The sequence below is a fragment of the Bradyrhizobium jicamae genome, from assembly GCF_018130695.1.
GTDB lineage: Bacteria > Pseudomonadota > Alphaproteobacteria > Rhizobiales > Xanthobacteraceae > Bradyrhizobium > Bradyrhizobium jicamae_B.
Map to the genome: position 1 here is coordinate 127,680 of NZ_JAFCJX010000003.1, position 24,413 is coordinate 152,092.

At 64.4% G+C, this 24,413-nt stretch carries 23 protein-coding genes and 1 pseudogene; 12 read left to right on the top strand and 12 right to left on the bottom strand.

Annotated features, from left to right (window positions below):
* Nucleotides 1–22 precede the first annotated feature (22 nt).
* The 4 genes from JQ604_RS05800 to JQ604_RS05815 form a co-directional block, all read right to left on the bottom strand.
* Nucleotides 23–1,210 (bottom strand): beta-ketoacyl-ACP synthase, encoded by a 1,188-nt coding sequence (locus JQ604_RS05800; RefSeq protein WP_212354210.1) that lies wholly within the window; start codon nucleotides 1,208–1,210, stop codon nucleotides 23–25.
* Nucleotides 1,203–1,676 (bottom strand): 3-hydroxyacyl-ACP dehydratase FabZ family protein, encoded by a 474-nt coding sequence (locus tag JQ604_RS05805; protein ID WP_212354212.1) that lies wholly within the window; start codon nucleotides 1,674–1,676, stop codon nucleotides 1,203–1,205. Before JQ604_RS05805 ends, JQ604_RS05800 begins: the two co-directional genes overlap by 8 nt.
* Before the next feature lie 9 nt (nucleotides 1,677–1,685).
* Entirely contained in the window at nucleotides 1,686–1,985 is a 300-nt protein-coding gene (locus JQ604_RS05810; RefSeq protein WP_212354214.1) for an acyl carrier protein, read from the bottom strand.
* A gap of 189 nt (nucleotides 1,986–2,174) precedes the next feature.
* Nucleotides 2,175–2,516 (bottom strand): hypothetical protein, encoded by a 342-nt coding sequence (locus JQ604_RS05815; RefSeq protein ID WP_212354661.1) that lies wholly within the window; start codon nucleotides 2,514–2,516, stop codon nucleotides 2,175–2,177.
* A 310-nt stretch (nucleotides 2,517–2,826) separates the two neighbouring features.
* Here JQ604_RS05815 and JQ604_RS05820 point away from each other — a divergent pair, with 310 nt between their 5' ends.
* Nucleotides 2,827–3,450 carry a ParB-like protein gene (locus JQ604_RS05820; RefSeq protein WP_212354216.1) on the top strand — a complete coding sequence of 208 codons (624 nt, stop codon included), beginning with the start codon at nucleotides 2,827–2,829 and terminating at the stop codon, nucleotides 3,448–3,450.
* On the opposite strand, the gene JQ604_RS05825 is transcribed toward JQ604_RS05820, so the two are convergent.
* The 3 genes from JQ604_RS05825 to JQ604_RS05835 all read right to left on the bottom strand — a co-directional run bounded on the left by JQ604_RS05825 (nucleotide 3,411) and on the right by JQ604_RS05835 (nucleotide 6,350).
* Nucleotides 3,411–3,917 (bottom strand): MgtC/SapB family protein, encoded by a 507-nt coding sequence (locus tag JQ604_RS05825; protein ID WP_212354218.1) that lies wholly within the window; start codon nucleotides 3,915–3,917, stop codon nucleotides 3,411–3,413. The two genes, JQ604_RS05820 and JQ604_RS05825, sit on opposite strands and share 40 nt — an antisense overlap.
* 9 nt (nucleotides 3,918–3,926) lie before the next feature.
* Nucleotides 3,927–4,505, bottom strand: coding sequence for a peroxidase-related enzyme (locus tag JQ604_RS05830; protein WP_212354221.1), 579 nt, complete (start codon nucleotides 4,503–4,505; stop codon nucleotides 3,927–3,929).
* A 96-nt stretch (nucleotides 4,506–4,601) separates the two neighbouring features.
* Nucleotides 4,602–6,350: an ATP-binding protein gene (locus tag JQ604_RS05835; RefSeq protein ID WP_212354223.1), complete on the bottom strand. Its 1,749-nt coding sequence runs from the start codon at nucleotides 6,348–6,350 to the stop codon at nucleotides 4,602–4,604.
* Between the two features lie 547 nt (nucleotides 6,351–6,897).
* On the opposite strand from JQ604_RS05835, the pseudogene JQ604_RS05840 reads away from it, so the two are divergent.
* The 3 genes and pseudogenes from JQ604_RS05840 to JQ604_RS05850 all read left to right on the top strand — a co-directional run.
* Nucleotides 6,898–8,655 (top strand): annotated as a pseudogene (locus JQ604_RS05840) (putative bifunctional diguanylate cyclase/phosphodiesterase); the annotation flags it as partial.
* A gap of 95 nt (nucleotides 8,656–8,750) precedes the next feature.
* Nucleotides 8,751–8,942 (top strand): hypothetical protein, encoded by a 192-nt coding sequence (locus JQ604_RS05845; RefSeq protein WP_212354225.1) that lies wholly within the window; start codon nucleotides 8,751–8,753, stop codon nucleotides 8,940–8,942.
* 214 nt (nucleotides 8,943–9,156) lie between these two features.
* The gene (locus JQ604_RS05850; RefSeq protein ID WP_212354227.1) at nucleotides 9,157–10,113 is read left to right on the top strand and encodes a catechol 2,3-dioxygenase; all 957 of its coding nucleotides are present in this window, start codon (nucleotides 9,157–9,159) and stop codon (nucleotides 10,111–10,113) included.
* A 2-nt stretch (nucleotides 10,114–10,115) separates the two neighbouring features.
* Here JQ604_RS05850 and JQ604_RS05855 read toward each other — a convergent pair whose 3' ends face one another.
* Nucleotides 10,116–10,793, bottom strand: coding sequence for a formyltransferase family protein (locus JQ604_RS05855; protein ID WP_212354229.1), 678 nt, complete (start codon nucleotides 10,791–10,793; stop codon nucleotides 10,116–10,118).
* Nucleotides 10,794–10,942: 149 nt separating this feature from the next.
* On the opposite strand from JQ604_RS05855, the gene JQ604_RS05860 reads away from it, so the two are divergent.
* From JQ604_RS05860 to JQ604_RS05870, 3 genes are all read left to right on the top strand, one after another.
* On the top strand, nucleotides 10,943–12,151 hold the full coding sequence (locus JQ604_RS05860; protein ID WP_212354231.1) for a cytochrome P450: 1,209 nt from the start codon (nucleotides 10,943–10,945) through the stop codon (nucleotides 12,149–12,151).
* 87 nt (nucleotides 12,152–12,238) lie between these two features.
* Nucleotides 12,239–13,516, top strand: a complete 1,278-nt coding sequence (gene soxC / locus JQ604_RS05865; protein ID WP_212354233.1) for a sulfite dehydrogenase — start codon at nucleotides 12,239–12,241, stop codon at nucleotides 13,514–13,516.
* Nucleotides 13,503–14,042 carry a c-type cytochrome gene (locus JQ604_RS05870; RefSeq protein ID WP_212354235.1) on the top strand — a complete coding sequence of 180 codons (540 nt, stop codon included), beginning with the start codon at nucleotides 13,503–13,505 and terminating at the stop codon, nucleotides 14,040–14,042. The genes soxC and JQ604_RS05870 overlap by 14 nt, the downstream gene beginning before the upstream one ends.
* On the opposite strand, the gene JQ604_RS05875 is transcribed toward JQ604_RS05870, so the two are convergent.
* On the bottom strand, nucleotides 13,981–15,297 hold the full coding sequence (locus tag JQ604_RS05875; protein WP_212354237.1) for an acyltransferase family protein: 1,317 nt from the start codon (nucleotides 15,295–15,297) through the stop codon (nucleotides 13,981–13,983). The genes JQ604_RS05870 and JQ604_RS05875 overlap by 62 nt on opposite strands.
* Nucleotides 15,298–15,438: 141 nt before the next feature.
* Here JQ604_RS05875 and JQ604_RS05880 point away from each other — a divergent pair, with 141 nt between their 5' ends.
* Nucleotides 15,439–15,900 (top strand): hypothetical protein, encoded by a 462-nt coding sequence (locus tag JQ604_RS05880; RefSeq protein ID WP_212354239.1) that lies wholly within the window; start codon nucleotides 15,439–15,441, stop codon nucleotides 15,898–15,900.
* Here the strand turns inward: JQ604_RS05880 and glgA are convergent, their stop codons facing one another.
* Both glgA and glgC read right to left on the bottom strand, forming a co-directional pair.
* Complete coding sequence (gene glgA, locus JQ604_RS05885; RefSeq protein ID WP_212354241.1) at nucleotides 15,901–17,349, bottom strand: glycogen synthase GlgA; 1,449 nt, start codon at nucleotides 17,347–17,349, stop codon at nucleotides 15,901–15,903. It lies immediately after the preceding gene.
* Entirely contained in the window at nucleotides 17,346–18,608 is a 1,263-nt protein-coding gene (gene glgC / locus JQ604_RS05890; RefSeq protein ID WP_212354243.1) for a glucose-1-phosphate adenylyltransferase, read from the bottom strand. Before glgC ends, glgA begins: the two co-directional genes overlap by 4 nt.
* Nucleotides 18,609–19,044: 436 nt before the next feature.
* Between glgC and JQ604_RS05895 the strand changes: the two genes are divergently transcribed.
* Nucleotides 19,045–19,614, top strand: a complete 570-nt coding sequence (locus tag JQ604_RS05895; RefSeq protein ID WP_212354245.1) for a TetR/AcrR family transcriptional regulator — start codon at nucleotides 19,045–19,047, stop codon at nucleotides 19,612–19,614.
* A 53-nt stretch (nucleotides 19,615–19,667) separates the two neighbouring features.
* A complete protein-coding gene (locus JQ604_RS05900; protein WP_212354247.1) occupies nucleotides 19,668–20,126 on the top strand; it encodes a nuclear transport factor 2 family protein in 459 nt (152 codons plus the stop codon).
* Nucleotides 20,127–20,230: 104 nt separating this feature from the next.
* Here JQ604_RS05900 and JQ604_RS05905 read toward each other — a convergent pair whose 3' ends face one another.
* Nucleotides 20,231–21,214, bottom strand: coding sequence for a phosphotransferase enzyme family protein (locus JQ604_RS05905; protein WP_212354249.1), 984 nt, complete (start codon nucleotides 21,212–21,214; stop codon nucleotides 20,231–20,233).
* 73 nt (nucleotides 21,215–21,287) lie between these two features.
* Between JQ604_RS05905 and JQ604_RS05910 the strand changes: the two genes are divergently transcribed.
* Nucleotides 21,288–21,683 (top strand): nuclear transport factor 2 family protein, encoded by a 396-nt coding sequence (locus JQ604_RS05910; RefSeq protein ID WP_212354251.1) that lies wholly within the window; start codon nucleotides 21,288–21,290, stop codon nucleotides 21,681–21,683.
* Nucleotides 21,684–21,895: 212 nt separating this feature from the next.
* Nucleotides 21,896–24,388 carry a penicillin-binding protein 1A gene (locus JQ604_RS05915; protein ID WP_212354253.1) on the top strand — a complete coding sequence of 831 codons (2,493 nt, stop codon included), beginning with the start codon at nucleotides 21,896–21,898 and terminating at the stop codon, nucleotides 24,386–24,388.
* Nucleotides 24,389–24,413 lie beyond the last annotated feature (25 nt).

Consider the following 24,413-nt stretch of genomic DNA (forward strand, 5'->3'; position numbering starts at 1 on the left):
CCCCGTCGGTGTTGCGCCGGAATTATTTCACAGCCTCGACCAGGGCCAAGCCTTCGCCCTGCCAGTGACCGGCCCCCATCACGACAATCTGGGTCGGCGCGTCGGCCTTTTCAACCTCGAGCCCGGTCGGGTCGTTGGCCGGGTACAGCGCGCCGCGCGACAGCGACAGTGCCGCGAGCGCGAGCCCGAGTGTGAACTGCGCTTCCATCGTATGGCCGAACGTGGTGCCGGTGGCGCGTACGGCCAACCCGGGATGCTGGGCGAGGAACGCGCGCTCGTCCGACGTCACGGGCTCGGCACCGGTGGTGCCGGTGATCAGCGCGGCCTTGTCGTCGCTGACGCCGAGCTTCGGCCACATCGCCTGCAGCGAGTTCGTCACCGCGCCCGGTTGCTTGCGCCGCGCCAGATCGGCGACGACCTTGGTCAGCTTGGCGTAAGGCTTTGCGCCACGCGCCTCGGCGTGCTCGCGGGACTCCATCACCAGGAACGCGCCAGCGGAGCCGAGCGCGAAGCCGGGCTTGTCCTTGCGTTGCCACACCGGAGCGTATTGGCCGGTCAGGTTGAAGTCGCCGAATTCGTAGAGGATCAAGAGATCGGGACGCTCGCCATTGTGCGCAGCGCCAACCAGCGCGATGTCGCTCTGGCCGGCCTCGATGCGGGCGACCGCGATCCGCGCGGCGTCGATGCTGGAGGCTTCCTCGCCCATGAAGGTGCGCGAGGTGCCGCACACGCCGTGAACGATCGCGATATTGCCGGCGAGCAGATTGGAGAGTTGCGCCAGGAACAGCGTCGGACGCAGTTCGTTCATCAGCTTCTCGTTGAGGAAGCCGGGCTGCGAATTACCCGCCGCATCGGCGGTCAGGATATTGATATCGACATTGAGATCGCGCTCGCCGCCGCCGGCCGCGACAATCATGTCCATCCGCGACAGGATTTCCTGGTTGCCCTTCAAGCCGGCGGAATCCAGCGCAAGGCCGGCCGCATAGGTGCCGATGCGCTGCCAGGCTTCCATCTGGCGCTGATCGCCCTTCTTGGGGATCTGGGCATCGAAGCTGACGGGCGCGAGCGGATGAACGATGTACGGCGCGAAGCGCTGCTCGTCGACATTGACGCGCTTGGCGCTGAGCGCATCCCAATGCGCATCAAGGCCTTCGCCGAGCGACGAGATCAGGCCGATGCCGGTGATCCAGACTTCCTTCGGCTCAGCCATTGCTCACTGCCTGCAGGGGGAAACCGATCTTTTTGGCCATCTCGTCCATGTAGACGCGGAAGTTCGGATCGGGGAAAGGGGACAGGCCGAAGGTGATCTCGGCGCTGCACTTGAGCTCCTTGCCGACGCGGCCCTTGGCCTTGGTGACGGCAAAGCCGGAACCTTCGTGCTCGAGCTTGGCCTCGATGGTCAGCAACTGGCCGGGGCTGACGAAGCCGCGCATCTTGGCTTCCTTGACGATCGCGAGGAACGGCATGCGCTCGAACTTCAGGAGGCCGAGCAGCAGCCAGCCCGAGCTCTGCGCCATGGCCTCGGTGAGCAGCACGCCAGGCATGATCGGGAAGCCCGGAAAATGCCCCTCGAAGATCGTGTGCGCCGCCGGAACCTGGGCCTCAACGACAATCGTCTTGGCGTCCAGATTGAGGTCGACGATGCGGTCGATCAGCCGAAAGTAATTGATGTCCATGGTGGGCGATTACGAGCCCGTGCCCGCACCCGCGTTCTTGGCTGCAACCAGTTCGTCGATCCGGTCGGCGAGGTTCTTCAGCACGAAGTACTGCTCGGTGGTTGCCTTGCCGTCGTTGACCTCCTGGGTCCACTTTTCGAGCGGCATCTTGATCCCAAAGGCCTTGTCGATGGCAAAGGCGATGTCCAGGAAGTCGAGGCTGTCGATCCCGAGATCGTCGATCGCATGGCTCTCCGGCTTGATCGTGTCGCGCGGGATGTCGCAGGTCTCCGCGATAATATTGGCGATCTGATCGTAGGTGGAAGACATCATTAAGCCTTTGATATATTGGAGATAAATCCGGGACGGCTTGGAGGAGGCGGGCGCGTCGCCCCGGAATGCCCAATTCCCCCTGCCGGAGTCGTGTGCCCGTATATCGGAGCATGGCGGTTAGTTCAATGGAGCTTGGCCAGCCGGCCGGGGACGGTTTTTGGGGCAGGTTCCGGGGGGAGTTCGGGCTTAAGTTCGCGGCATCACCGAAATCTTGGCGCAATCGCGCCGACCCATCAGCACGCAGTCCTGGGTCTTGCGGAGGTCGGCGATGCTCATCGCGAGCCAGATCCCGATCGCGGTCAGCGCCACCGTGAAGGCGAAGGCCGCGACATTGGCGAGCATGCGCTGGCGGAAGTCGTCCGGCTCCTCGCGCGGCTTCTCGTAGCGGGAGAGATCGTTGGCGGCCGGGGCGGGGCGCGTGGCGCGGATGGATTCGCGGGGGTGACCGGGTGGCTCGGCCGATGTGCGCGGCCGGAATTTGAGCACAACGTGCTCGTCATCCGAGGGAATTGGCCGCTGGGTCTTCACTGCTGTCAGTCCAATCGCGTCGCGCTCTTTGTTTAGCATGTTCGCCGCGCTTCACACGTAAATTGTTGGTGCGCGCAGAGGTGGTATTCAGGTTTTGAAAGCGCGTGAGGAACTTCTCCGCAGTCGCAAGTCGACCGCGACCGCAGGCGATGTGTGCGCCGCAGCGGGGGATCGCCGATATGCTTGCAAGCCAACGCGCGGGGGCGCGCGATGCCTGCAGTTTGCGATGACCAAGCTATGCTTTTACACCTGCGACATTCTGTCATAATGGAACCCATTCCGGAGCGCCGGTCAAACGGGAGCAAGTCTGATGGGCAACACGCGCGAACCCTATGTCAAACCGATCCCGATCCTGTCGCTGCGCCCGACCCAGATGACGGTCGGCATGCGCGAGGTGAAGGAGAAGCGCAAGCGCTGGCGTGAGGTGAAGAAGGAGAAGCGCGCCGAGCAACTCGGCAAGCACATGATTCCCGTCGTGCACGGTCCGGACGACCGCTACTACGTGGTCGATCACCATCATCTGGCGCGCGCGCTGCATGATGAAGGCGTCAAGGATATCCTGGTGACCGTGATCGGCGATCTCAGGATGGTCGAGCGCGATGCGTTCTGGGGCGTGATGGACAACAAGCGTTGGGTCTATCCGTACGATTCCAAGGGCGAGCGCCGGCACTTCAAGGACATCCCGAAATCGATCGCCAACCTGAAGGACGATCCCTATCGCAGCCTCGCCGGCGAGATGCGCCGCGCCGGAGGCTTCGCCAAGGACACGACGCCGTTCAGCGAATTCCTGTGGGCCGATTTCCTGCGCCGCCACATCCCGCGCAAGACCGTCGAGGACAATTTCGCAAAAGCCCTTGAAAAGGGCCTGGCCGTCGGCCGCAGCAAGGATGCGGTCTATCTGCCCGGTTGGTGCGGGCCGGCATCCGACGACTGATCGTTCTCTGGCGCGTGCGCATCGTCCTTGCCGCCGAGCAGGCGGTGCAGCCCGCGTTCGATGCGTTGACCGAACGTCAGCAGCACCAGCGCCATCACCAGCGCGGTGCCGACGATCGGCCATTGTCCGGCGCCGCAGAGGATTCCGACGACTGCGGCAAAGAACGCACAGGCGGCGCTGGTCAGACCATGAACCCGTGCCCGGTCGCCACGTCGCACGATCACGCCGGCGCCGATGAAGCCGATGCCGGTGAGAATGCCCTGGATGACGCGGCTCGCCGGGTCGCCGAGCTTGCCGGCGTCGGCGTATTGAACGGCTAACAGGACGACGGTTGCGGTGGACAGGCTGACCAGGCCGAGCGTCTTCAGTCCGATCGGCTTGCCGCGCAAGTCGCGGTCGAGGCCGATCAGGCCGCCCGCGAGTGTAGCGGCGCCAAGGCGCAGGATGATCTCGTACGAGTCGGCCAATTGCGCTCCTTACTTCGGCAGCCGCCCGAGCATGTAGAATTCGTCGTTCGGGCGCATCGCGGTGACATTGGCGAGCCGGTTCGACAGCGCGAAGAACGCCGCGACCGCGGCGATGTCCCAGACGTCGTCGTCGCTGAAGCCATGGGCTGCCAGTGCTGCGAAGTCAGCCTCCGAGACTTCCTCGGCCGCGCGGCTGACCTTCATCGCGAAGTCGAGCATCGCGCGCTGGCGCGGCGTGATGTCGGCCTTGCGGTAATTGACCGCGATCTGGTCGGCAATCACTGGGTTCTTGGCGCGGATGCGCAGGATCGCGCCATGGGCGATCACGCAATATTGGCACTGGTTGGCCGCCGAGGTCGCCACCACGATCATCTCGCGCTCGGCCTTGGAGAGCCCCGAGTCCTTCTCCATCAGCGCGTCGTGATAGGCGAAGAAGGCGCGAAACTCGTCGGGACGATAGGCCAGCGTCAGAAAGACATTCGGCACGAAGCCGGATTTTTCCTGCACCGCGAGGATGCGGGTGCGGATGTCCTCCGGCAGCTTGTCGAGGGGCGGCGCGGCGAAGCGTTTTGCGGGCGATTGCGTCATGACGAGGTTCCGGCATGCCGCTTGATGCGGCGTTGGCGGAACCATAGTCCATGATGGAGGCAGTGCAAGGCGCCTTGGAAGCGCCTTGACCTGGCGTTAGCGCAGCGGCTTCTTGAGAAGCGAGAAGCGGTCGGGATCGAGGCCCATCGAGGGCTGCAGCATCGGCGCTTCGACGGGCGTCATCGGGCGCTGCATTGGCCGCTCATTAATGCCGGGATCATTCGGAGCGGAATCGCGTTGCGAGGTTGCGCCGCGCCAGCGCTCCAGCACCGCGCTGACGAAATGCATGTCGTGGCCGGCCGAGACCGACGGCACGGTGGCGATGGTGGCTTCGCCGCGCGGCAATTGATGCGGCGGCACTTCCTTGAAGCGCAGGCGCGTCGGCAGCGCCACGCCTTCGCCGAACGCCAGCACCTCGCGGGTGCCGAGTGACGGCACAAAGGACAGCAGGTTCGCAGCCGCATCTGAGACCGCCGAGCGCAGCAGCGCCTGGTCGCGGTCGTTGGCGAGGCGCATCGTGAACAGCGTGTTGCACTGGGAAATGATGGTCGCGTCGAGCTCGGCCGGACGCTGGGTGATCAGGCCGAGATAGACGCCGTATTTGCGGCCTTCCTTGGCGATGCGCGACACCGCCTTGCGGGTCGGACCGAAGCCGATATTGCGGTCGGCGGAGGCGTAACGGTGGGCTTCCTCGCAGACGAACAGCATCGGCGAGACGCCGTCGCTCCACAGGCCGAAATCGAACGCCATGCGGCACAGCACCGACACCACGGAGTCGACGACTTCGGCCGGGAAGCCGGCGAGCTGCATGATGGTCATCGGCTTGCCGTTGGCCGGCAGGCGGAACAGATGGCTGATCACTTCCGCCATGGTGTCGCCGCCGACATTGGCGTTGTCGAACATGAAGGCGTAGCGCGGGTCGTTGCGCACCGCGTCGATGCGCGAGATCAGCTTGTGATAGATGATGCGCGAGGAGCGGTTCTCCAGCTTGCCCATGCGCTCGTCGATTAGCGAGAGCAGGTCGACCAGGCGGTACGGCACCGGCGTGTCGACGGTGTAGCCGATCTGCTTCGGGTCGATCCGCTTCAGTCCGAGGCCGACGCGGTCGGCGTTCTGGTACTGGGTGTAGATGCCCTTCGCCATCGGAATGACTTCGGCGAGGATGTCGAGCTCCTCGGCGACGCCGGGGCGGCCGGCGAACAGAACGTCGACGATCTCTTCGAAATTGAACAGCCAGAACGGCAGTTTCAGGTTGCGCGGGTTGAGCACCTGGGCGCGCTCGCCGAAGCAGCGGCCATATTCGTTATGGACGTCGAGCAGGAAGATGCGCAGGTTTGGGCGCGACTTCAGGATCTCGTTGAGCAGCAGCGAAACGCCGGTCGATTTGCCGACGCCGGTCGATCCGAGCACGGCGAAATGCTTCGACAGCATCTCCTCGACGTCGACATAGGCGATGATCGAACGGTCCTGTTGCAGGGTGCCGACGTTGATTTGGTCCGATCCCGACGGCGCATAGACCGTGCGCAGCTCCTGGCTGGTGATCAGCTCGACGGTGTCGCCGATGGTCGGATAATGGGTCACGCCGCGCTGGAATTTCGGCCGGTCGCCGCCCAGGATCTCGCCAAGCAGGTCGACGGATGCAGTTGCCGAGTATTGGTCCGATACCGGCAGGTTCTCGCACGTCACCTCGGTGATCATGGCCACGATGACCGAGGAGGCGCAGCGCAGGCTGACGAAGCGGCCGACGGTGGCGCGCATCTCCGCGAGTGGGATCTGGTTGGCCGCAAGGAGCCCAACCCTGGCTTGCGAGCCGCGCACGGAAATCACACGTCCAAAGGATGTCACGGATGTAAACCTGGCATGTCCTGAAATTCTGCTGGGCCTGATTTTCGGGGACGGGACTGGAGAAAGCGTTAAGTCGCCACGGTTCCGGTTTGGCTAAATCCGCGATATCTCCGTCAGGTTTTCGTTTACGATGCGGTCAAACCCGGCCTGGGGAACCGATTACGCTGGCTAATCGCCACTTTCCGGCGGCATGGCGTTTGTTTCGGGATATTTCGGTTAGGGATTGATTCACCATTTCCGACGACGGCGCTGCCGCGTCCTCGGCATCGCCCGCATCGTGGTACCGCGCTGCGCGCGATGGACGAGTCGGGTATCGGATAACCGTTCGCTAACCGCAAGTTGTAACGCCCTTTCCATCTGTGCTGCGTAACCATGCGGTGCGGGGGAGAAACAGCGCGTGAGCATCGAGCACGGCAAGCCATCGCGGGGGAATGCTGGGGAGCCGGCCGTCGAGGCGGGCGCCACGAGGGGGCTTGCGTTCTGCGCCGGCATCCTGGTCGGCAGCCTGCTTGGGACTGCGACATCAGGCTGGAGCTTTCGCGAAGGCATGCTGATGACCGGCATGGTCATCCTGGCCGTGATCGTCGTCCTGCTGTTGAAGCGCCATCAGATCTCCGACGAGAAGCTCGCCGCCGAGCGGCGTCACCTCGCGACCGCCGTCAACAACATCCCGCAGGGGCTCGTGCTCTACGACGCGCAGGCGCGGATCATCATCTGCAACCAGCCCTACATCGAGATGTTCGGCCTCTCTCCCGACGTGGCAAAGCAGGGCTGCACGATGCAGCGGCTGATCGCTCATCGCCAGGAGACCGGCTCGTTCGACGGCGACGTCGATGAGTTCTGCAACGCCATCATCCGCACCGTCTCGCTCGGCAAGGCGACGCGTCAGCTGACGGAGGCGCCCGGCGGGCGCGCCATCGAGATCGTCAACAAGCCGCTGAAGGTCGGCGGCTGGGTCGCGACCATCGAGGACATCACCGAGCGCACGCGGGCCGACGAGAAGATCGCGCATATGGCGCATTACGATGCGCTGACCACTCTGCCGAACCGCGTGCTGTTCCGCGAGCGGCTGGAGCAGGCGCTGAAGGCGATCCGGCCCGGCGAGCAGCTCGCCGTGATGTATATCGACATCGACGAGTTCAAGAGCGTCAACGACGCGCTCGGCCACCAGATCGGGGATGAGCTGCTCAAGAGCATCGCCGATCGCCTGCGCTCGTGTCTCAGGGAGACCGACGTCACGGCACGGCTTGGCGGTGACGAGTTTGCGGTGATCCAGACCGCCGTGCGCTCGCAGACCGAGACGATGCAATTGCTGGCCGCGATCTATCAGGCGATCCGTGAGCCGATGGAATGCGCTGGCCACTTGATCACCACCGACGCCAGCATCGGCATCGCGATGGCGCCGGGCGATGGCCTCGATCTCGACGAGCTGCTGCGCAATGCGGACCTCGCACTCTACGGCGCCAAGGGCGACGGCCGGCGCACCTACCGCTTCTTCGAGGCCGGGATGGATGCCCGCGCCAAGGCGCGGCGCAGCCTCGAGCTCGAGCTGCGCCAGGCGATCTCCGATGGCGGTTTCGAGCTGCACTATCAGCCGCTCCTGCACCTGGAGCACGACAGGATCAGCTGCTGCGAGGCGCTGCTGCGCTGGCGGCATCCGGAGCGCGGCATGATCTCGCCGGCCGATTTCATTCCTGTCGCCGAGGACACCGGCCTGATCAACGAGCTCGGCCACTGGGTGCTGAACACCGCCTGCGCCGAGGCCGTCAACTGGCCGGATCATGTTCATGTCGCCGTCAACGTCTCGCCGATCCAGTTCAAGAGCCGGACGCTCGCGCTGAACGTCGCCGCCGCGCTCGCGGTCTCCGGCCTCCCAGCCTCGCGGCTCGAGCTCGAGATCACGGAGGCCGTGCTGATCCGCGACGACGAGGCGGCGCTCGACATGCTCTATCAATTGCACGAGCTCGGCGTTCGCATCGCGCTGGATGATTTCGGGACCGGCTATTCCTCGCTCAGCTATCTGCAACGCTTCCCGTTCGACAAGATCAAGATCGATCGGTCCTTCATCAAGGACCTCGCGAGTGCCGGCGCCTCGTCCGCGATCGTGCAGGCCGTGGTCAATATCGCCGCCGCCAGCGACATGAGCACGACTGCGGAGGGTGTCGAGACCGAGCAGCAGCGCAACTGGCTGCGCATCCTCGGCTGCACCGAGATGCAGGGCTTTCTGTTCAGCCGTCCGATCCCGGCGTCCGACATTCGGCCGTTCCTGCTGTCGTACGGCAGGAAGGCCGCATCGGTCGCCTGAACGGCGCGAACCATCCATCATCAGTGTGACGTCGGCCACGGAGCCTGCCGGGGCCAGCTGCCAATCTTGTGCCCGTGCAACAAGAGGGCCTCGCCATGTACTTCCTGATCAACACGCTGCTCGTTCTTGCGATGGCGTTCTTCTTTTTCCTGCCGATGACGGATCAGCGCACCGCGCGGATGAAGCTCGGCATGGTCTGCGCGCTCGCCGTTGCGCTCACCGTCTCCGCCGTCTCGTCCCGCCCGCATGCGCCGGCGCCGATCACGGTGACGATGTCTCGGGGATAACCTTCGTCGTCCGAACCGCGAATTCCCGATGGCTGGTCTGCTCCACATTTTTGTTGACGTGACCTGATCTTTTGTACAGTAGTACAAATAGGTGCGCAGCCGTTGCGCGCCGCACATTTTCGCATGTCTCGCGTCTGGTATTCTGGCGCCGGTGCGCCGCACCGCGCCCTGGTGCGGCGCGAGTCCGCGCTTGTCGCGGAGAGGAGACAGCCAGATGCAGCCGGAACCGATCTTCGATCTCGCCCATCTCGGGCATATGGAATTGCTGACGCCCAAGCCCGACGAGAGCCTGAAGTTCTTCGTCGACGTCATGGGCATGACGGTCAGCGGCCAAAAGGGCGAGTCGGTCTATCTGCGCGGCTGGGACGACTATGAGCGCTACTCGCTGAAGCTCACGGCGTCGAACACCTCGGGCATGGAGCACATGGCGCTGCGCGCCCGCAGCCAGCAGGCGCTGGAGCGCCGTGTTGCTGCGCTGAAGGGCAGTGGCTTCGACATCGGCTGGGTCGACGGCGACATGGGGCAGGGCCCCGCGTTCCGCTGCCGCGATCCCGACGGCCATATCGTCGAGCTCTATTACGAGACCGAATGGTACCAGGCGCCGGCCGAGCTGAAGCCCGCGCTGAAGAATCAGGCGCAGCGCTTCCCGGCGCGCGGCGTCAACGTCCGCCGGCTCGACCACCTCAATTGCCTGGCCGTCGACATCAAGGCCAATCGCCTGTTCTTCGAGAACTACCTCGGCCTGCGCACCACCGAGCAGATCGTGCTCAACGACGGCACGGAGGCGGCGATGTGGATGACGATGTCGAACAAAAGCTACGACTTCGCCTACACCCGTGACCACTACGGGCAGAAGGGGCGCTTCCACCACATCACCTACGCGCTCGACAGCCGCGAAGAGATTCTTCGCGCGGCTGATATTTTCCTGGAGAACGGCATCCACATCGAGACCGGGCCGCACAAGCACGCGATCCAGCAGACTTTCTTCCTCTATGTCTACGAGCCCGGCGGCAACCGCGTCGAGGTCGCCAACGCCGGCGCGCGCCTGATTCTCGCGCCGGACTGGAAGCCGATCGTGTGGACGGAGGAGGAGCGCAAGAAGGGCCAGGCCTGGGGGCTGAAGACGATCGAATCGTTCCACACCCACGGCACACCGCCGTTCAAGGGCTGAGCTCAGGCGGCCTTTTCCGGCCTCACGGCGCGAAACTCGACGCCGTGCAGATGGATCGAGGGCGCGATGCCGAAATCGTTGCCGCCGAAGGCGTGCATGCGCCGGTGCAGTTCGTCGCGGGTGATGTTGAGCGGAATCTCGCAGATGTCGCGATAGGCCTGGCGCGAGTTGCGCTTGTTGCCCCAATAGACCGAGCGGCGCGGCAACGGCGTCGCCAGCGTCGCAAGCGTCGGGGCCATGTCCCAGAACAGCTTGACCAGATGGGTGTAGGTCAGGCTTTCAAGCGCAGCGACGTCGGTGCCTGCCGGAATCGGGAACGATGCCGTTTCGTTGATCGCGCCGGAATCGACGCGTTCGGCCATCTCGTGCAGCGTGATGCCGAACTGATCGATCTGGTCGTAGAGCGCAAAATGCGCGGGCGCCCAGCCCGGATATTGCGGTGGGCCGGGATGGAAATTGTAGGCGCCGTAGCCGAGCGCATTCAGCATCTGGCGCGGCACGACAACCGGCGTTGCGAAGCCGATCAGTCGCGCACGGTGCAGCGACGTCGGGCTGAGCTTGGCGAGATCCTCGGCGGTCTCGACCGCCGTGATCGCCAGGTCGGGACGGTGCCGGCGCAGCTTGGTCGTCAGCGGAGCTTGCTCCACTGCGCCCGTCAGCAGGATGATTGTGTCGAACATCGTTTCTCCGCCGTGCCCGATTCCGGCCTCGGCCGACCATGTCGCCACATTCGTTAATTTCTCGTTAACCATAACCGGCCGGCCCGAGGTCGACCTTGCGGGCAGCGCGGCGCGCCCCATCTTCCGGGAGCCAATACCGGGGACGGCGCATGCCCTTTCAGCCCGATTTCACCAGCGATGCCTTTTTTCGCGACCCTGCGGCCAGCATTGCCGCGCTGCGGGCCGAGGGGCCGCTGATCAAGACCCGGTTCCCGATCGTGGGCCGGGTCTGGATCACCACGACTTACGAGACGACCGCCGCCGTCCTGAAGGACGGCGCAACCTTCACGCTGCGCAAGGAGGGCGGCGCCGTCGCCGGGCTCAGCTGGTGGGTGCCGAGATCGTTCGCGGTGCTCGCCAACAACATGCTGACCATGGACGAGCCTGACCATGCCAGGCTGCGCGGCATCGTCGACGAGGCGTTCCGCCGCCGCGCGGTGCTCGACATGGAGCCGCACATCCGCGCCATCGCCGATCGGTTGGCCGACGACCTGTTTGCTGAAGGCAGTCCTGCCGATCTGGTGCAGCGCTATGCGCGCATCCTGCCGCTGTCTGTGATCTCCGAGCTGCTGGGCCTGCCGACCGAGGATCGACCCAAATTCATCGCCTGGGCCAATTCGATGTCGCAGCTGCGCAGCGCCTTCAGCCTGCTGCGCATGATCGGCAGCGTCAGGAAGATGCGCCGCTATTTCGAGGAGCGCCTGCGCATCGCGCGCGAGCAGGGCGGCGAGGGGCTGATCGCCGAGCTCGTGCAGGTCGAGAAGGAGCGCGGACGCATCAGCGCTGACGAGATGGTCTCGATGATATTCCTGCTGCTCGCCGCGGGATCGGAGACGACCACGCATCTGATCAGCGGCTCGGTCTATGAGCTGCTGAAGGACCCCGCGCGGCGCGACTGGCTGGCAGCGGATTGGGGACGCGTCGGGCTTGCGGTCGAGGAATTCTTGCGCTTCGTCTCGCCGGTGCAGTTTTCCAAGCCGCGCTACGTGCGGCGGGACATCGAGCTCGACGGTGTGCAACTGCGCAAGGGCGACCGCGTCATGGTGATGATCGCGGCCGCCAATCTCGATTCGCAGGCCCATGATCATCCCGGACGAATGGATCTCGAACGCAGGCCGAACCGGCACATCTCGTTCGGCACCGGCATCCATTTCTGCCTCGGCCATCAGCTCGCGCGCATCGAGGCCGCCTGCGCGCTGCAGGCGCTGTTCACGCGCTGGCCAAGATTGCAGCTCGCGGTCGATCCGTCGCAGATCCATTGGCGCGGCCGGCCAGGCATTCGCTCGATCGCCAAACTGCCCGTCGTCGCGGGCAATTGATCGCGGACAACGCGGCGGATCATTGCGGACGATCCGGCATTTGATGCTAGGCTCGGGCGCAATAATAAACGTCACGGGAAAACGTCGATGAGCGAACAGACGACGGACAAGCGCGTGCGAGAGGCGTCTCGCAGGCATTTCCTTCAGGCGGGTGCGGCACTGGCCGGCGGCTCTGCGGTGGCAGGGCTCGGTGGCACGACGGCGCTCGCTGACAACGGGGCCAACCTGCCGCCGAACGTCCCTGAATGGATGAAGACGCCCGGCGATCCCATGGGCAGCCAGCCCTATGGCGCGCCGTCGGCTTACGAGAAGGGCGTCGTCAAGAATATCTCCAAGACGCTGCCGCAATATATTTCCGCCTCGGGCCGCACGCCGCTGCAAGAGCTCGACGGCATCATCACGCCGAACGGCCTGTTCTACGAACGCCATCACGGCGGCGTGCCGACCATCGATCCGGCGCAGCACCGGCTGATGCTGCATGGGATGGTCGATCGTCCGCTGGTGTTCACCATGGAGGACATCCGCCGCTTTCCCTCGCAGTCGCGCATTCATTTCATCGAATGCTCCGGCAATCCCGTCTACACGAAGCCGTACGGCAAGACGGCCTCCGATCTGTGCGGGCTCGTCAGTTGCGCGGAATGGACCGGCGTGCCGTTGAAAACCGTGCTGAACGAGGCCGGGCTGCAGCCGGGCGCGAAATGGATCGTCGCCGAGGGCGCCGATGCAGCGGCGCTGACGCGGAGCATTCCGATCGAGAAATGCCTCGACGATGCCATGCTGGTCTACAGCCAGAACGGCGAGCGACTGCGGCCGCAGCAGGGCTATCCGCTGCGGCTGCTGCTGCCGGGCTTCGAAGGCAACATGAACGTGAAATGGCTGCGCCGCCTCAAGGTCGTCGCCGAGCCCGTCTATTCGCGCGAGGAGACGTCGAAATATACCGACCTGATGCCTGATGGTACGTCGCGTGAATTCACCTTCACCATGGAAGCCAAGTCGATCATCACGCGGCCCTCGGGCGGACAGAAGCTCGGCGCGCCCGGCTTTCACGAAATCACCGGCATCGCCTGGAGCGGACACGGTAAGATCAAGCGGGTGGAGGTGTCGGTCGACGAAGGTCGGAACTGGCAGAGTGCGGAGCTGCAGGAGCCGGTGCTGACGCGGGCGCTGACCCGCTTCCGCCTGCCGTGGCAGTGGGACGGCAAGCCGGCGCTGATCCAGAGCCGCGCCGTCGACGAAACCGGTTACGTGCAGCCGACCTTGGCGGAATTGCTGGCGGTGCGCGGCGCCAATCATTTCTACCACAACAACGCGATCTGGCCGTGGCGCATCGATGGCAGTGGCGAGGTGAGCAATGGCCAGGCGTGAGCTGCGGATCGCCGCACTTCTGATCGTGGCCGCAACGGTTGCTGCGCGGGCGGAGGAGCGCTTCGGCATCGGCCGCGCGGCGACGCCGGCCGAGATCGCCGGCTGGAACATCGACATCGGCCGCGACGGCGAGAATCTGCCGCCGGGCAGCGGTAGCGTCGCGCGGGGCCGCACAGTGTTCGCAGAGCAATGTGCCGCGTGTCACGGCGCCGAGGGGCAGGGCGCGGTGGGCGACCGGCTGGTCGGCGGGCAGGGCACGCTCGCCAGCGCCAAACCGGTGCGCACCGTCGGCAGCTACTGGCCCTACGCGCCGACGCTGTTCGACTACATCCGCCGCGCGATGCCGCAGAACGCGCCGCAATCGCTCAGCGACGACGACGTCTACGCCGTCTCTGCCTACATCCTCAATCTCAACGGCATCGTGGCAGCCGATGCCGTGCTCGATGCGAAAACGCTGGCCGGCATCAGGATGCCAAACCGCGCGAGCTTCGTCGCCGACCCGCGGCCGGATGTGCATAACCATTGAAGGCATCGCGGGTGAAGCGCAGCTCCGCTGCGGCGATCAGCGTCGCGCGGCGGCGCAGATAGGTGGCGCGCGCCAGCGCGGAACCGAGCCAGCCCGTCGGGCTGAGCGCGTTGGCCTGACCGGCCAGATAGCGCCGCCCGGCGTCGATCGCGGGCTTCTCGATCAGATGATAGGTGAGGGCGGCGAAGGGAATCACGAGCACGATCGAGATGATGATCGCAGGCCAGATTGCCTGCGTCGGCGTGCCCAGCAGCATCAGCTTCTCATTGTTGTGCCAGCCGACGAGATCGATGTGCAATTTGTGGCCGAGATAGGACGCGGCCATCTTCATCACCTGGAACAGGAAAGTGTGGATCATGTAGATCGCGTACGACCACAGCCCGAGCCGCTGCAGCGCCGTCGAGCGCAGCAGTACCGAGATCCGGCCCTGGTCGAATGAGAACACGTAGATCACGATCGCTGATAGCAGCGGGAAGATGTATTGCAGGCCGCCCTGCGGGATCGTCAGGAAGAATGCGGCGACCAGGATCACGCACCAGGCCTCCAGCATGTTCGGCGTTGCGAGCTTGCCTTTGGAGTGCATCCGCATCTCGTAGGTCAGGCAGCCCGCGAAGAACGAGAACATCGCCCGCAGCATGCCCCAGTCGGTCGAGACGAACAACGTGTGCGGCGAGCGCTCGAACAGCTGCATGCCTGCCGCAAGGCAAAGGCCGAGGAAGATCTCGCGGCGCCGGCGCGGGAACAGGATGACGATGCCGGCGAACAGCAGCGAGACGTAGAACTCGACCGCCGCGCTCCAGGCCGGGCCGTTCCAGGTCAGCCCGTCATGCAGGTTGAACGACTGCAGGAAAAACACATTGGTGATGACCTCCCACAGCGTGTGGCCGTCGCCGAACGGCTTTGAGTCCAGCGCCAGTGCGCCGTCGGCGCGCAGGAAGGCGAGCTTGACCACCTCGATCCCGACGAAGGCCAGCAGCATCACGATATGCAGCGGCCACAGCCGCGCGAACCGCGCTACGGCAAAGCGGACGCCGCCCTCGCTATCGCCGAGACGGTGGGCGTAGGCGTGGTAGAGCACGAAGCCGGAGAGGGCGAAAAACATGTCGACGCAGAACTGGAAGTTGGCGAACGCCGGCACGCCCTTCAGCGCATGGTAAATCGGGATGTGGAACATCACCACCAGCAGCGCGCAAAGGCCGCGCATGGCATCGAGTGCCTCAAATCGACCCGACCCCGGAACCATCTGTGCTGTCATGACACGCCTCGATCTCTGGTTGTATCCATGTGTTTCTTGGTGTGTCCGCTTCAGCAAGACGGAGGCCAACCAGGACGGGATCGAACCACGGGGTGTCAGCGTGCGACCAATCGGGAACCGGCGCTGAGCATGAGGGGCGATATGAACAGGGCTTTGATGATGGCGGCTGTGGCGCTCCTTGGCGTTGCGGCATCGGGCATGGGACGGGCGGCATCGCCCGATTATCTCGGCAGCTGGACGGTGCAGGGCTCGGAGCCAGCGCCGTGGGCCTCGCCCGCCGACAAGCCTGTCGCGTCCGACCTCAAGGCGCTGATCGGCAAGACCGTGGTGTTTCGCGCCGACCGGATCGAGGCACCGGCGCCGCTTGGATGCCGCAAGCCGCATTACGAGATCAAGCAGTATGACCCCGACATGCTGTTCCAGGGCAATCTGACCCGGCCGAAGGCGCAGGCGGCTACGCTTGGATTTGCCGGCAGCAAGGTTCCGACGCTCGAGACCGGCTGCGAGGGCGCGATCGATTTCCATTTCGCCGGTGATGCCGCGATGTTCGCGCTGAACAACCGCGTTTACAGGATGGTCCGCGCCAAGCCGGCCGGTCAGTAATTAACGTCGTGCGATCTCCCGATACAGCGCCGCGTAACGGCCGGCGCGGTTGCGCCAGGACACGTCGGTCGACATGCCGTTCTGCTGCAACGTTCGCCACGCCTGCTTGTCGTGATAGGCGATCGCGGCGCGGCGCAGCGCGCGGCCGAGATCGTCTGACGTGACAGGGCCGAACTTGAAGCCGGTGGCGGCATCGCCGCTGAGCGGCGTGCCCTCGAAATCGACCACGGTATCTTCGAGGCCACCGACCCGCGAGACGATCGGCACCGCGCCATAGCGCAGCGCGCAGAGCTGCGTCAGACCGCAGGGTTCGAAGCGCGAGGGCACGATCAGCGCGTCCGATCCGGCCTGGATCAGGTGCGCGAGCGTCTCGTCATAGCCGATCTTGACGCCGATCCGTCCGGGATTGGCTTCAGCCGTCGCGCGATAGCGATCCTGCAGGTCGGCATCACCGCTGCCGAGCAGCGCGAACTGCATGCCCTGGCCGAGGATGGTCGAGATATTGTCGAGCAGCAGGTCGAGTCCCTTCTGCCAGGACAGCCGGCTGATGACGCCGAGCAGCAGCGTGTCCGGCGCGGCATCGAGACCGAACTGCCGCTGCAGCGCCACCTTGTTGGCCGCACGCGCGGTGAGATCGCCAGCGCCGAACCGCGAGGCGATGGTGGAATCGGTCTCGGGATTCCAGACCGCGATGTCGATGCCGTTCAAGATCCCGCTCAGCACGCCCGTGCGCTCGCGCAAGAGGCCGCCGAGGCCCATGCCGCCATCGTCGGTCTGGATCTCCTGCGCATAGGTCGGCGACACCGTGGTGATGCGGTCGGCATATTGCAGGCCGGCCTTCAGGAAGCTGATCGTGCCGTAATACTCGACGCCGTGGAGGGCATAGGCCTCCGGCGGCAGGCCGAACCCCGCGAGCATCTCCGGCGAGAACTGGCCCTGATAGGCGAGATTGTGCACGGTCATCACGGTGCCCGGCCGCGGCCGTCGCCCGTAATAGAGATGCGCCGGCGCCAGCCCCGCCTGCCAGTCATGGGCGTGCACGATGTCGGGCACGAATGACGGGATCGCGCCGACGCCGATCTCCGCCGCCATGCGCGACAGCGCCGCGAAGCGGATGCCGTTGTCCGGCCAGTCGCGGCCGTCAGGCCCGACATAGGGATTACCCGGCCGCGCATAGAGATGCGGCGCGTCGAGCGCGAGCAGATCGAGGCTGGCATGGTGGCCGGCGAGCAGGCGGATCGGCCCGCCGTAAAATTCAGGCCATTGCAACAATGTCTCCGCCTGCGGCAGCGCCGCGAGCACGGCGGGATAGCCGGGCACCAGGGTCCGCGTCGCGATGCCGTGCTCGGTCAGCGCGCCCGGCAGCGCGCCGGCGACATCGGCCAGCCCACCGGTCTTGATGATCGGATAGATTTCCGACGTGACCGCAAGGACGCGGATCGAACTCATGCACCGAGCCTGTCGATCATCGCCTGTGTGATCAGCGAGATGCCGTTCTCGGTGGTGCGGAAACGCTTCGCGTCTTCGTCGCGATCCTCGCCGACCACCAGGCCCTCGGGAATGATGACGCCGCGGTCGACCACGGCGTTCTTCAGCCGCGCGCCGCGGCCGACATTCACATAGGGCATGATCACGGTGTTCTCGACACTGGCGTAGGAGTTGACGTGCACGCCGGTGAACAGCAGCGAGCGCTTCAGCGACGCGCCCGAGATGATGCAGCCGCCCGACACCAGCGACGACACCGCCTGTCCCCGCCGGTGCTCCTCGTCATGGACGAATTTGGCCGGCGGGGTGATCTCGGCATAGGTCCAGATCGGCCATTCGCGATCGTAGAGGTCGAGCTCGGGCACGACGTCGGTGAGATCGATATTGGCGGACCAATAGGCATCCACCGTTCCGACGTCGCGCCAATAGGCATGCGGCTCGCCGCCGGAGCGGACGCAGGAGGTCGAGAACTGGTGCGCGATGGCACGGCCGTGCTTGACGATATGGGGGATGATGTCCTTGCCGAAATCATGCGCCGAGTTCGGATCGGCGGCGTCGCGCTGCAATTCCTCGAACAGGAATTTGGAATCGAAGACATAGATGCCCATGCTGGCGAGTGATACGTCGGACTTGCCCGGCATCGGTGGCGGGTCCTTGGGCTTTTCCAGGAAGGATTTGATCAGCCCGTCCTCGTCGATATGCATGATGCCGAAGCCGGAGGATTCCGCGCGCGGCATCTCCAGGCAGCCGACCGTGACGTCGGCCTTGCTGTCGACATGCTGGCGCAGCATCAACTCGTAATCCATCTTGTAGATGTGATCGCCGGCCAGGATGACGATGAACTTGGCGCCGTGGGATTCGATGATGTCGATGTTCTGGTACACGGCATCCGCCGTGCCGACATACCACATCGATTCCGAGACACGCTGGCTGGCGGGCAGGATGTCAAAACTCTCGTTGCGCTCCGGGCGGAAGAAGTTCCAGCCCTGCTGCAGGTGTCGGATCAGGCTGTGCGCCTTGTATTGCGTCGCCACCGCGATGCGGCGGATGCCGGAATTGACGGCATTCGACAGCGCGAAATCGATGATGCGGGTCTTGCCGCCGAAATAGACGGCAGGCTTGGCCCGGCGGTCGGTCAGCTCCATCAGTCGGCTGCCGCGGCCGCCCGCCAGCACATAGGCGAGGGCATGTCGTGACAGCGGCTCATTCCGTATTGCGTTCATGGTCTCCTCCCGACATTTCCCAGCCGCGTTCTGGAGCAGGCTCTTGGGAACCAAATGCAGACTATTTGCGCGAGTTCCTCAAGCCCCTTTGTGACGAGGCAAGGCCCTTTGTGAGGTCAGGTTAATTGGACCTGACCGGACCTCGGCATCGTGGGCCTGCCTCAACTCGCGCAGTGTCATCTTGGTTTCGAGGCCGACGCAGGGCAGGGCTGCGGACATGGCGATAGGGTCTCGCGGTGCAAAGCGCCCGCGTTTTTCGTCTCGTTCCGCCGTCTCCTGGGTGCGAGGGCGCGGGGAAGACCGGGTGCAGCGATATGCGCGGGCAGGCCGACCGATCATCCGAGCTACGGATTCCTGACATCGATTCGCTCGGATGAGAGATTGACTCCCACAGTCTGCCCAGATATCTAATTCCGGACTAATCGGTCCGGAAAAGATGGCGCGGCTGAGAGAATTCGATTACGAGCAGGTCCTGGATGGCGCGCTTCAGCTATTTTGGCGCGGCGGCTATGAGGCAACGTCGCTCGATGGATTGCTGAGCGAAGTGGGCCTCAGCAAAAGCAGCTTCTACGGTGCATTCGGCAGCAAGCACGACATGCTGCTGGCGTCTCTCGACCGCTACATCGAGACTGTGCTGCAAGCCAACATCGACGATCTGCGGCGTGGATCGCCCCGCGCCGCTATCATCAGGAGCTTCGAAAAGATCCTCGGCTTTCAACCGACTTCCAAAACCTGCTTTCTTCAGGTTTGCGCGATCGAACGCGGCGGGCATGATCAGCTCGTGCGCATGCGCGTCCGGCGCGGGCTGGAACTCCTCGAAGAAGCCTACCGCGACGCGATCGTGCGGGGACAGGAGGCCGGGCAGTTCGCGGCCGATGCCGATGCGCGCGTATTGTCGACCTTTCTGGTCGCGAATCTCTATGGGCTGCAGGTTCTGGGCCGCGCCAATATGGCGGGAGATGCACGAAAGAAGTCGCTCGCAACGATCATGAAAGCCCTCGCATAATTTTTTTGTCAAATTATGGACCATTCGGTCCATAATAGCCAAGGGAGAGAAAGATGATGACTGATCGAAGAGCCTTCGGATTTGGCCTGGCAGCCGCAACAGCGGCCGGGGCCACGCCCGCGCACGCCGCAGACGATGTCCGGGAGGCCAACAAGCGGACTGTCCTGGCGTTCTACGATGCGGCCCTGAATCGGTCGAACATCGATGAGGCCGCGGCCTATCTCGGACCACATTTCATCCAGCATAATCCCAGGAGCAAGGATGGGGTTGAAGGATTTCGTGCGTTGTTTCAGGACCTGAAGACGCAATTCCCCGGAGTTCGCGCCGATGTCAAACGCGCCTTCTCCGACGGTGACTTTGTGGTCCTCCATGTCCACGCCAAGCTTCAGCCGGAAGATTTGGGGTTGGCGATCGTGGACATGTTCCGGCTTGAAGGCGGCAAGATCGTCGAACATTGGGACGTGCGCCAAGCGATCCCCGAAACCGCCGCCAATGCGAACGGGATGTTTTAGCGAGGCGACATGTAGGGCGGGTTAGCGGAGCGTAACCCGCCACTCGTTATCCGCGGTGAGAATGGCGGATCACGCTGCGCTAATCCGCCCTACGATTCGTACCCTCAAAACAACCTCGTCCCCAGCCGATCCACTTCCCATCCCTTCAGAAAATCCACCTCGCGGCCGATCCAGCTGATCGGCTCGGTGCCCCATTCGCCGACACGGCTGCCGTATTCGCCCATCACCCAGAGATGCCTGACGATGACGAAGGCGTGCGCGGCTTCGAGATCGTCGGGCTTGATCGGGCGGATGGTGCGGTAGCCCTCGATGAAGGCATCCCAGATCGTGTGCAGCTTGCGGCCGAAGGAGATTTTTGCCCACAGGAAGACGCCCAGATCATAGCCGAGGTAGCCACGGCCGCCATCGTCGAAGTCGAAGAAGGCGGCTTCGCCGTTTGTCATGATGCGCGCGTTGAAGCCGTGGCAGTCGCCGTGGCAATGCGTCCAGGTCAGATCGTCGAACGCTTCGATGCTCGCGGCGGTGCGCGCGGCGAGGCCTTCGAGCTCGGCGAGCGCGCCGGGTTTGTCGACCACACCGCTGCCCTGGATCCGCGCCATCGGGCGGTGCAGGAGATGATCGAGGTCGAGCCGGTAGAGCGGGGCGGTTAGCACGAAGGTCTCGGCGGCATTGTGCATCTTCGCCAGCGTGATGCCATTGGCGCGCGCGTCCGCGGCCGAGTTCAGTTCGGGCATCCGACCGTCGAGCGCCCCGAACAGCACGCCTTCGCGCATCCCTTCGGCCGCGCGCCCGCGCGCGAACAGTGCACCGTCGCGGGTCGGGACCGGAGATGCGACCGGCACGCCCGATCGCGCCAGATGGGTGATGAACTCCGTCTCGGTCCGGACATCGGCCGGCCCGCGCGCACGATGATGCGACAGGCGAAACATGTAACGGGTGCCGTCGGTGGCGGTGAGGGCATAGGTGTCGTTGAAGCCGCGGTTCACCATTCGGCAATCGAGCGGAAGCGGCAGCGGGTAATGCGCGGTGACGAATTGCGCCACCGATTCCATCCGTGTCGTTGAGTAGATTGGCTCGAGATCGCCCAAGCGGGTGCCCACAAGACTGAAGACGAGGATATGATACGACCCGGCGGGCGCGCGGAAAAGGACGGAGATCGCGATGGATAATCAAGCCAGGTTGATCGCCCTGCGGCGCCATTGGGATGCGTCGGATGCCAATGATTTCGAGGCCGAGCATGACATCTATCGCGAGGATGCCGTGCTCGATTATCCGCAATCGGGCGAGCGGATCCGCGGCCGGCGGAACATCCAGGAAAGCCGCTTCGTGCAGCCGAACAGGAAGCGCTTTGCGGTCCGGCGCATGATCGGGGGTGACGATCTCTGGATCACCGAATACGTCCTGACCTATGACGGCGTGCCGTCCTACGTCGTGAGCATCATGGAATTTCGCGAGGGCCTCGTGGCCCACGAGACCCAGTATTTCGGCGACCGCTTCGATCCGTCGCCCTCGCGGGCGCATCTTGTCGAGCGGGGAGATCAGATCTCGTCGGCATGAGCCCCGGTGGGCGCCATCCCGGACCAGACCGGGCTTCTACGGGCGTTGATTTGGCCGGCGCGTCAGGCGCTCTATGGCATAAGTTGGGCGCTAACCCCCTGATAATTCCTCGGTGTTGAATTGCGAGTGCCCCAATCGACCGCTATACCGGCGGTCGATTTGGCTGGCGGCCGGTTCGAATATGCCCATAGGTCCGCCATCGGGACCTGCTGATGCGATTACTGGTGCGATTTTTTGGTTTCCTGTTTACCGCAGGAACAGTCATTTTTCTGGTTGGCGTGGCCGCGGTTGCGGCCGGGATCTGGCATTTTTCCAAGGACCTGCCTGACTACACCCAGCTGCAGAACTATGAGCCGCCGGTGATGACCCGCGTGCACGCGGTCGACGGCTCGCTGCTCGGCGAGTTCGCCAAGGAACGCCGGCTGTATCTGCCGATCCAGGCGGTGCCGAAACTCGTGATCAACGCGTTCCTCGCCGCCGAGGACAAGAATTTCTACGAGCATGGCGGCATCGACTACACCGGCATGGCGCGCGCCGGCGTCGCCTACATCCAGAATTTCGGCTCCAACCGCCGTCCGCAGGGCGCGTCCACCATCACCCAGCAGGTCGCCAAGAACTTCCTTCTGACCAACGAGGTCTCCTTCACCCGCAAGATCAAGGAAGCCTTGGTGGCCATGAGGATCGAGAAGACCTACTCGAAGGACAAGATCCTCGAACTGTATCTGAACGAGATCTATCTCGGCCTCGGCGCCTACGGCATCGCGGCGGCCTCGCTGGTCTATTTCGACAAGCCGGTGGATGAGCTGACGATCGCCGAAGCCTCCTATCTCGCGGCGCTGCCGAAGATGCCGACCACGCTGCATCCGGTGCGCAACAAGGCGCGCGCCATCGAGCGGCGGAACTATGTGATCGACCGCCTGCAGGACAATGGCTGGATCAGCGCCGCGGACGCCGAGAAGGCGCGCAAGGAGCCGCTGGTCGTCACCAGCCGTTCCAATGGCGCGCACACCTTCTCGGGCGAATATTTCGCCGAGGAAGTCCGCCGCGACATCTTCGAGCGCTATGGCGAGAAGAAGCTCTATGAGGGCGGGCTGTCGGTGCGCACTACGCTCGATCCGAAGATCCAGGCGATGGCGCGCAAGGCGATGGTGGCCGGCCTCGTGAACTACGACGAGGCGCAGGGTTATCGCGGTGCGATCAGCAAGCTCGATCTGTCCGGCGACTGGGGCGTGACGCTCGCCGATGTCAAATCGCTCAACGACATCTCGCCGTGGCGGATGGCTGTTGTCCTCGAAGTCAACGATCAGTCGGCGCGGGTTGGATTTCAGCCGGGCCGCGAGCTCGGCGGCGCCATCTCCAAGCAGCGTGAGACCGGGCTGGTCTCGCTCGAGGGCGTGAAGTGGGCGAAGTCGGATGCCACCCGCGGCAAGCCGCCGACCTCGGTGGCGCAGGTGCTGCGCCCCGGCGACGTCATCTATGCCGACCCGCTGTTCGGCAAGGACGGCCAACGTGTCGAGGGCCAGTACCGGCTGCGCCAGATCCCGGAGATTTCCGGCGCGATGGTGGCGATGGATCCGCTGACCGGCCGCGTCAAGGCGATGGTCGGCGGCTTCTCCTTCGACCAGAGCCAGTTCAACCGCGCGACCCAGGCGTATCGGCAGCCGGGCTCGACCTTCAAGCCGATCGTCTATTCGGCGGCGATCGACAATGGTTATACCGGTTCGAGCGTGCTGGCCGACGCGCCGATCGAGATCGACCAGGGGCAGGGCGAGGTCTGGCGTCCGGAGAACTTCGACGTCGGCCGATACATGGGCCCGATGACGCTGCGCAACGCGCTGCGCCTGTCGCGCAACACCGTCACCGTGCGCCTCGCGCAGGAGATCGGCATGCCCTTGATCGGCGAATACGCCAAGCGCTACGGCGTCTATGACGACCTACCAAACTATCTGTCCTATTCGCTTGGCGCCGGCGAGACCACTGTCATGCGCATGGTGACGGCGTATTCGATGTTCGCCAATGGCGGCCGCCGGGTGAAGGCGACCTTGATCGACCGTATCCAGGATCGCTACGGCCGCACCATCTTCAAGCACGACCAGCGCGAATGCCGCGGTTGCGACGCGCCGGAAGGCTGGAAGAACCAGCCGGAGCCGCAACTGGTCGACCGCCGCGAGCAGGTGCTCGATCCCATGAGCGCCTACCAGATCACCGAGCTGATGGAAGGCGTCGTGCAGGCCGGCACCGCCACCGTGATCAAGGACGTCGGCAAGCCGATCGCCGGCAAGACCGGCACCTCCAACGAGGCGAAGGATCTGTGGTTCGTCGGCTTCTCGCCGGACCTCGTGGTCGGTCTCTATGTCGGCTACGACAAGCCGCGCAGCCTCGGCCGCAATGCGCAGGCCGGTCACACGGCAGCTCCCATCGCGCGCGACTTCCTCAAGCTCGCGCTCGCCGACAAGCCGGCGACGCCATTCAAGGTGCCGCCGGGCATTCGCCTGGTGCGCGTCGATTCCAAGTCCGGCCTGCGCGCTTCGCCCGGCCAGACCTCGGGCACCGTGCTGGAAGCCTTCAAGCCGGGCTCGACGCCGCCAGGCTTCGACGCCATGGCCGCCGCTGCCGCCGTCGATCCCAACGATCCGAACGCACAGGTGATTTCGCCTGATGCCGACAGGACGATCATGCGGTCGGGGACGGGCGGATTGTATTGAGATCGTAGAGATCGTAACCCGCATG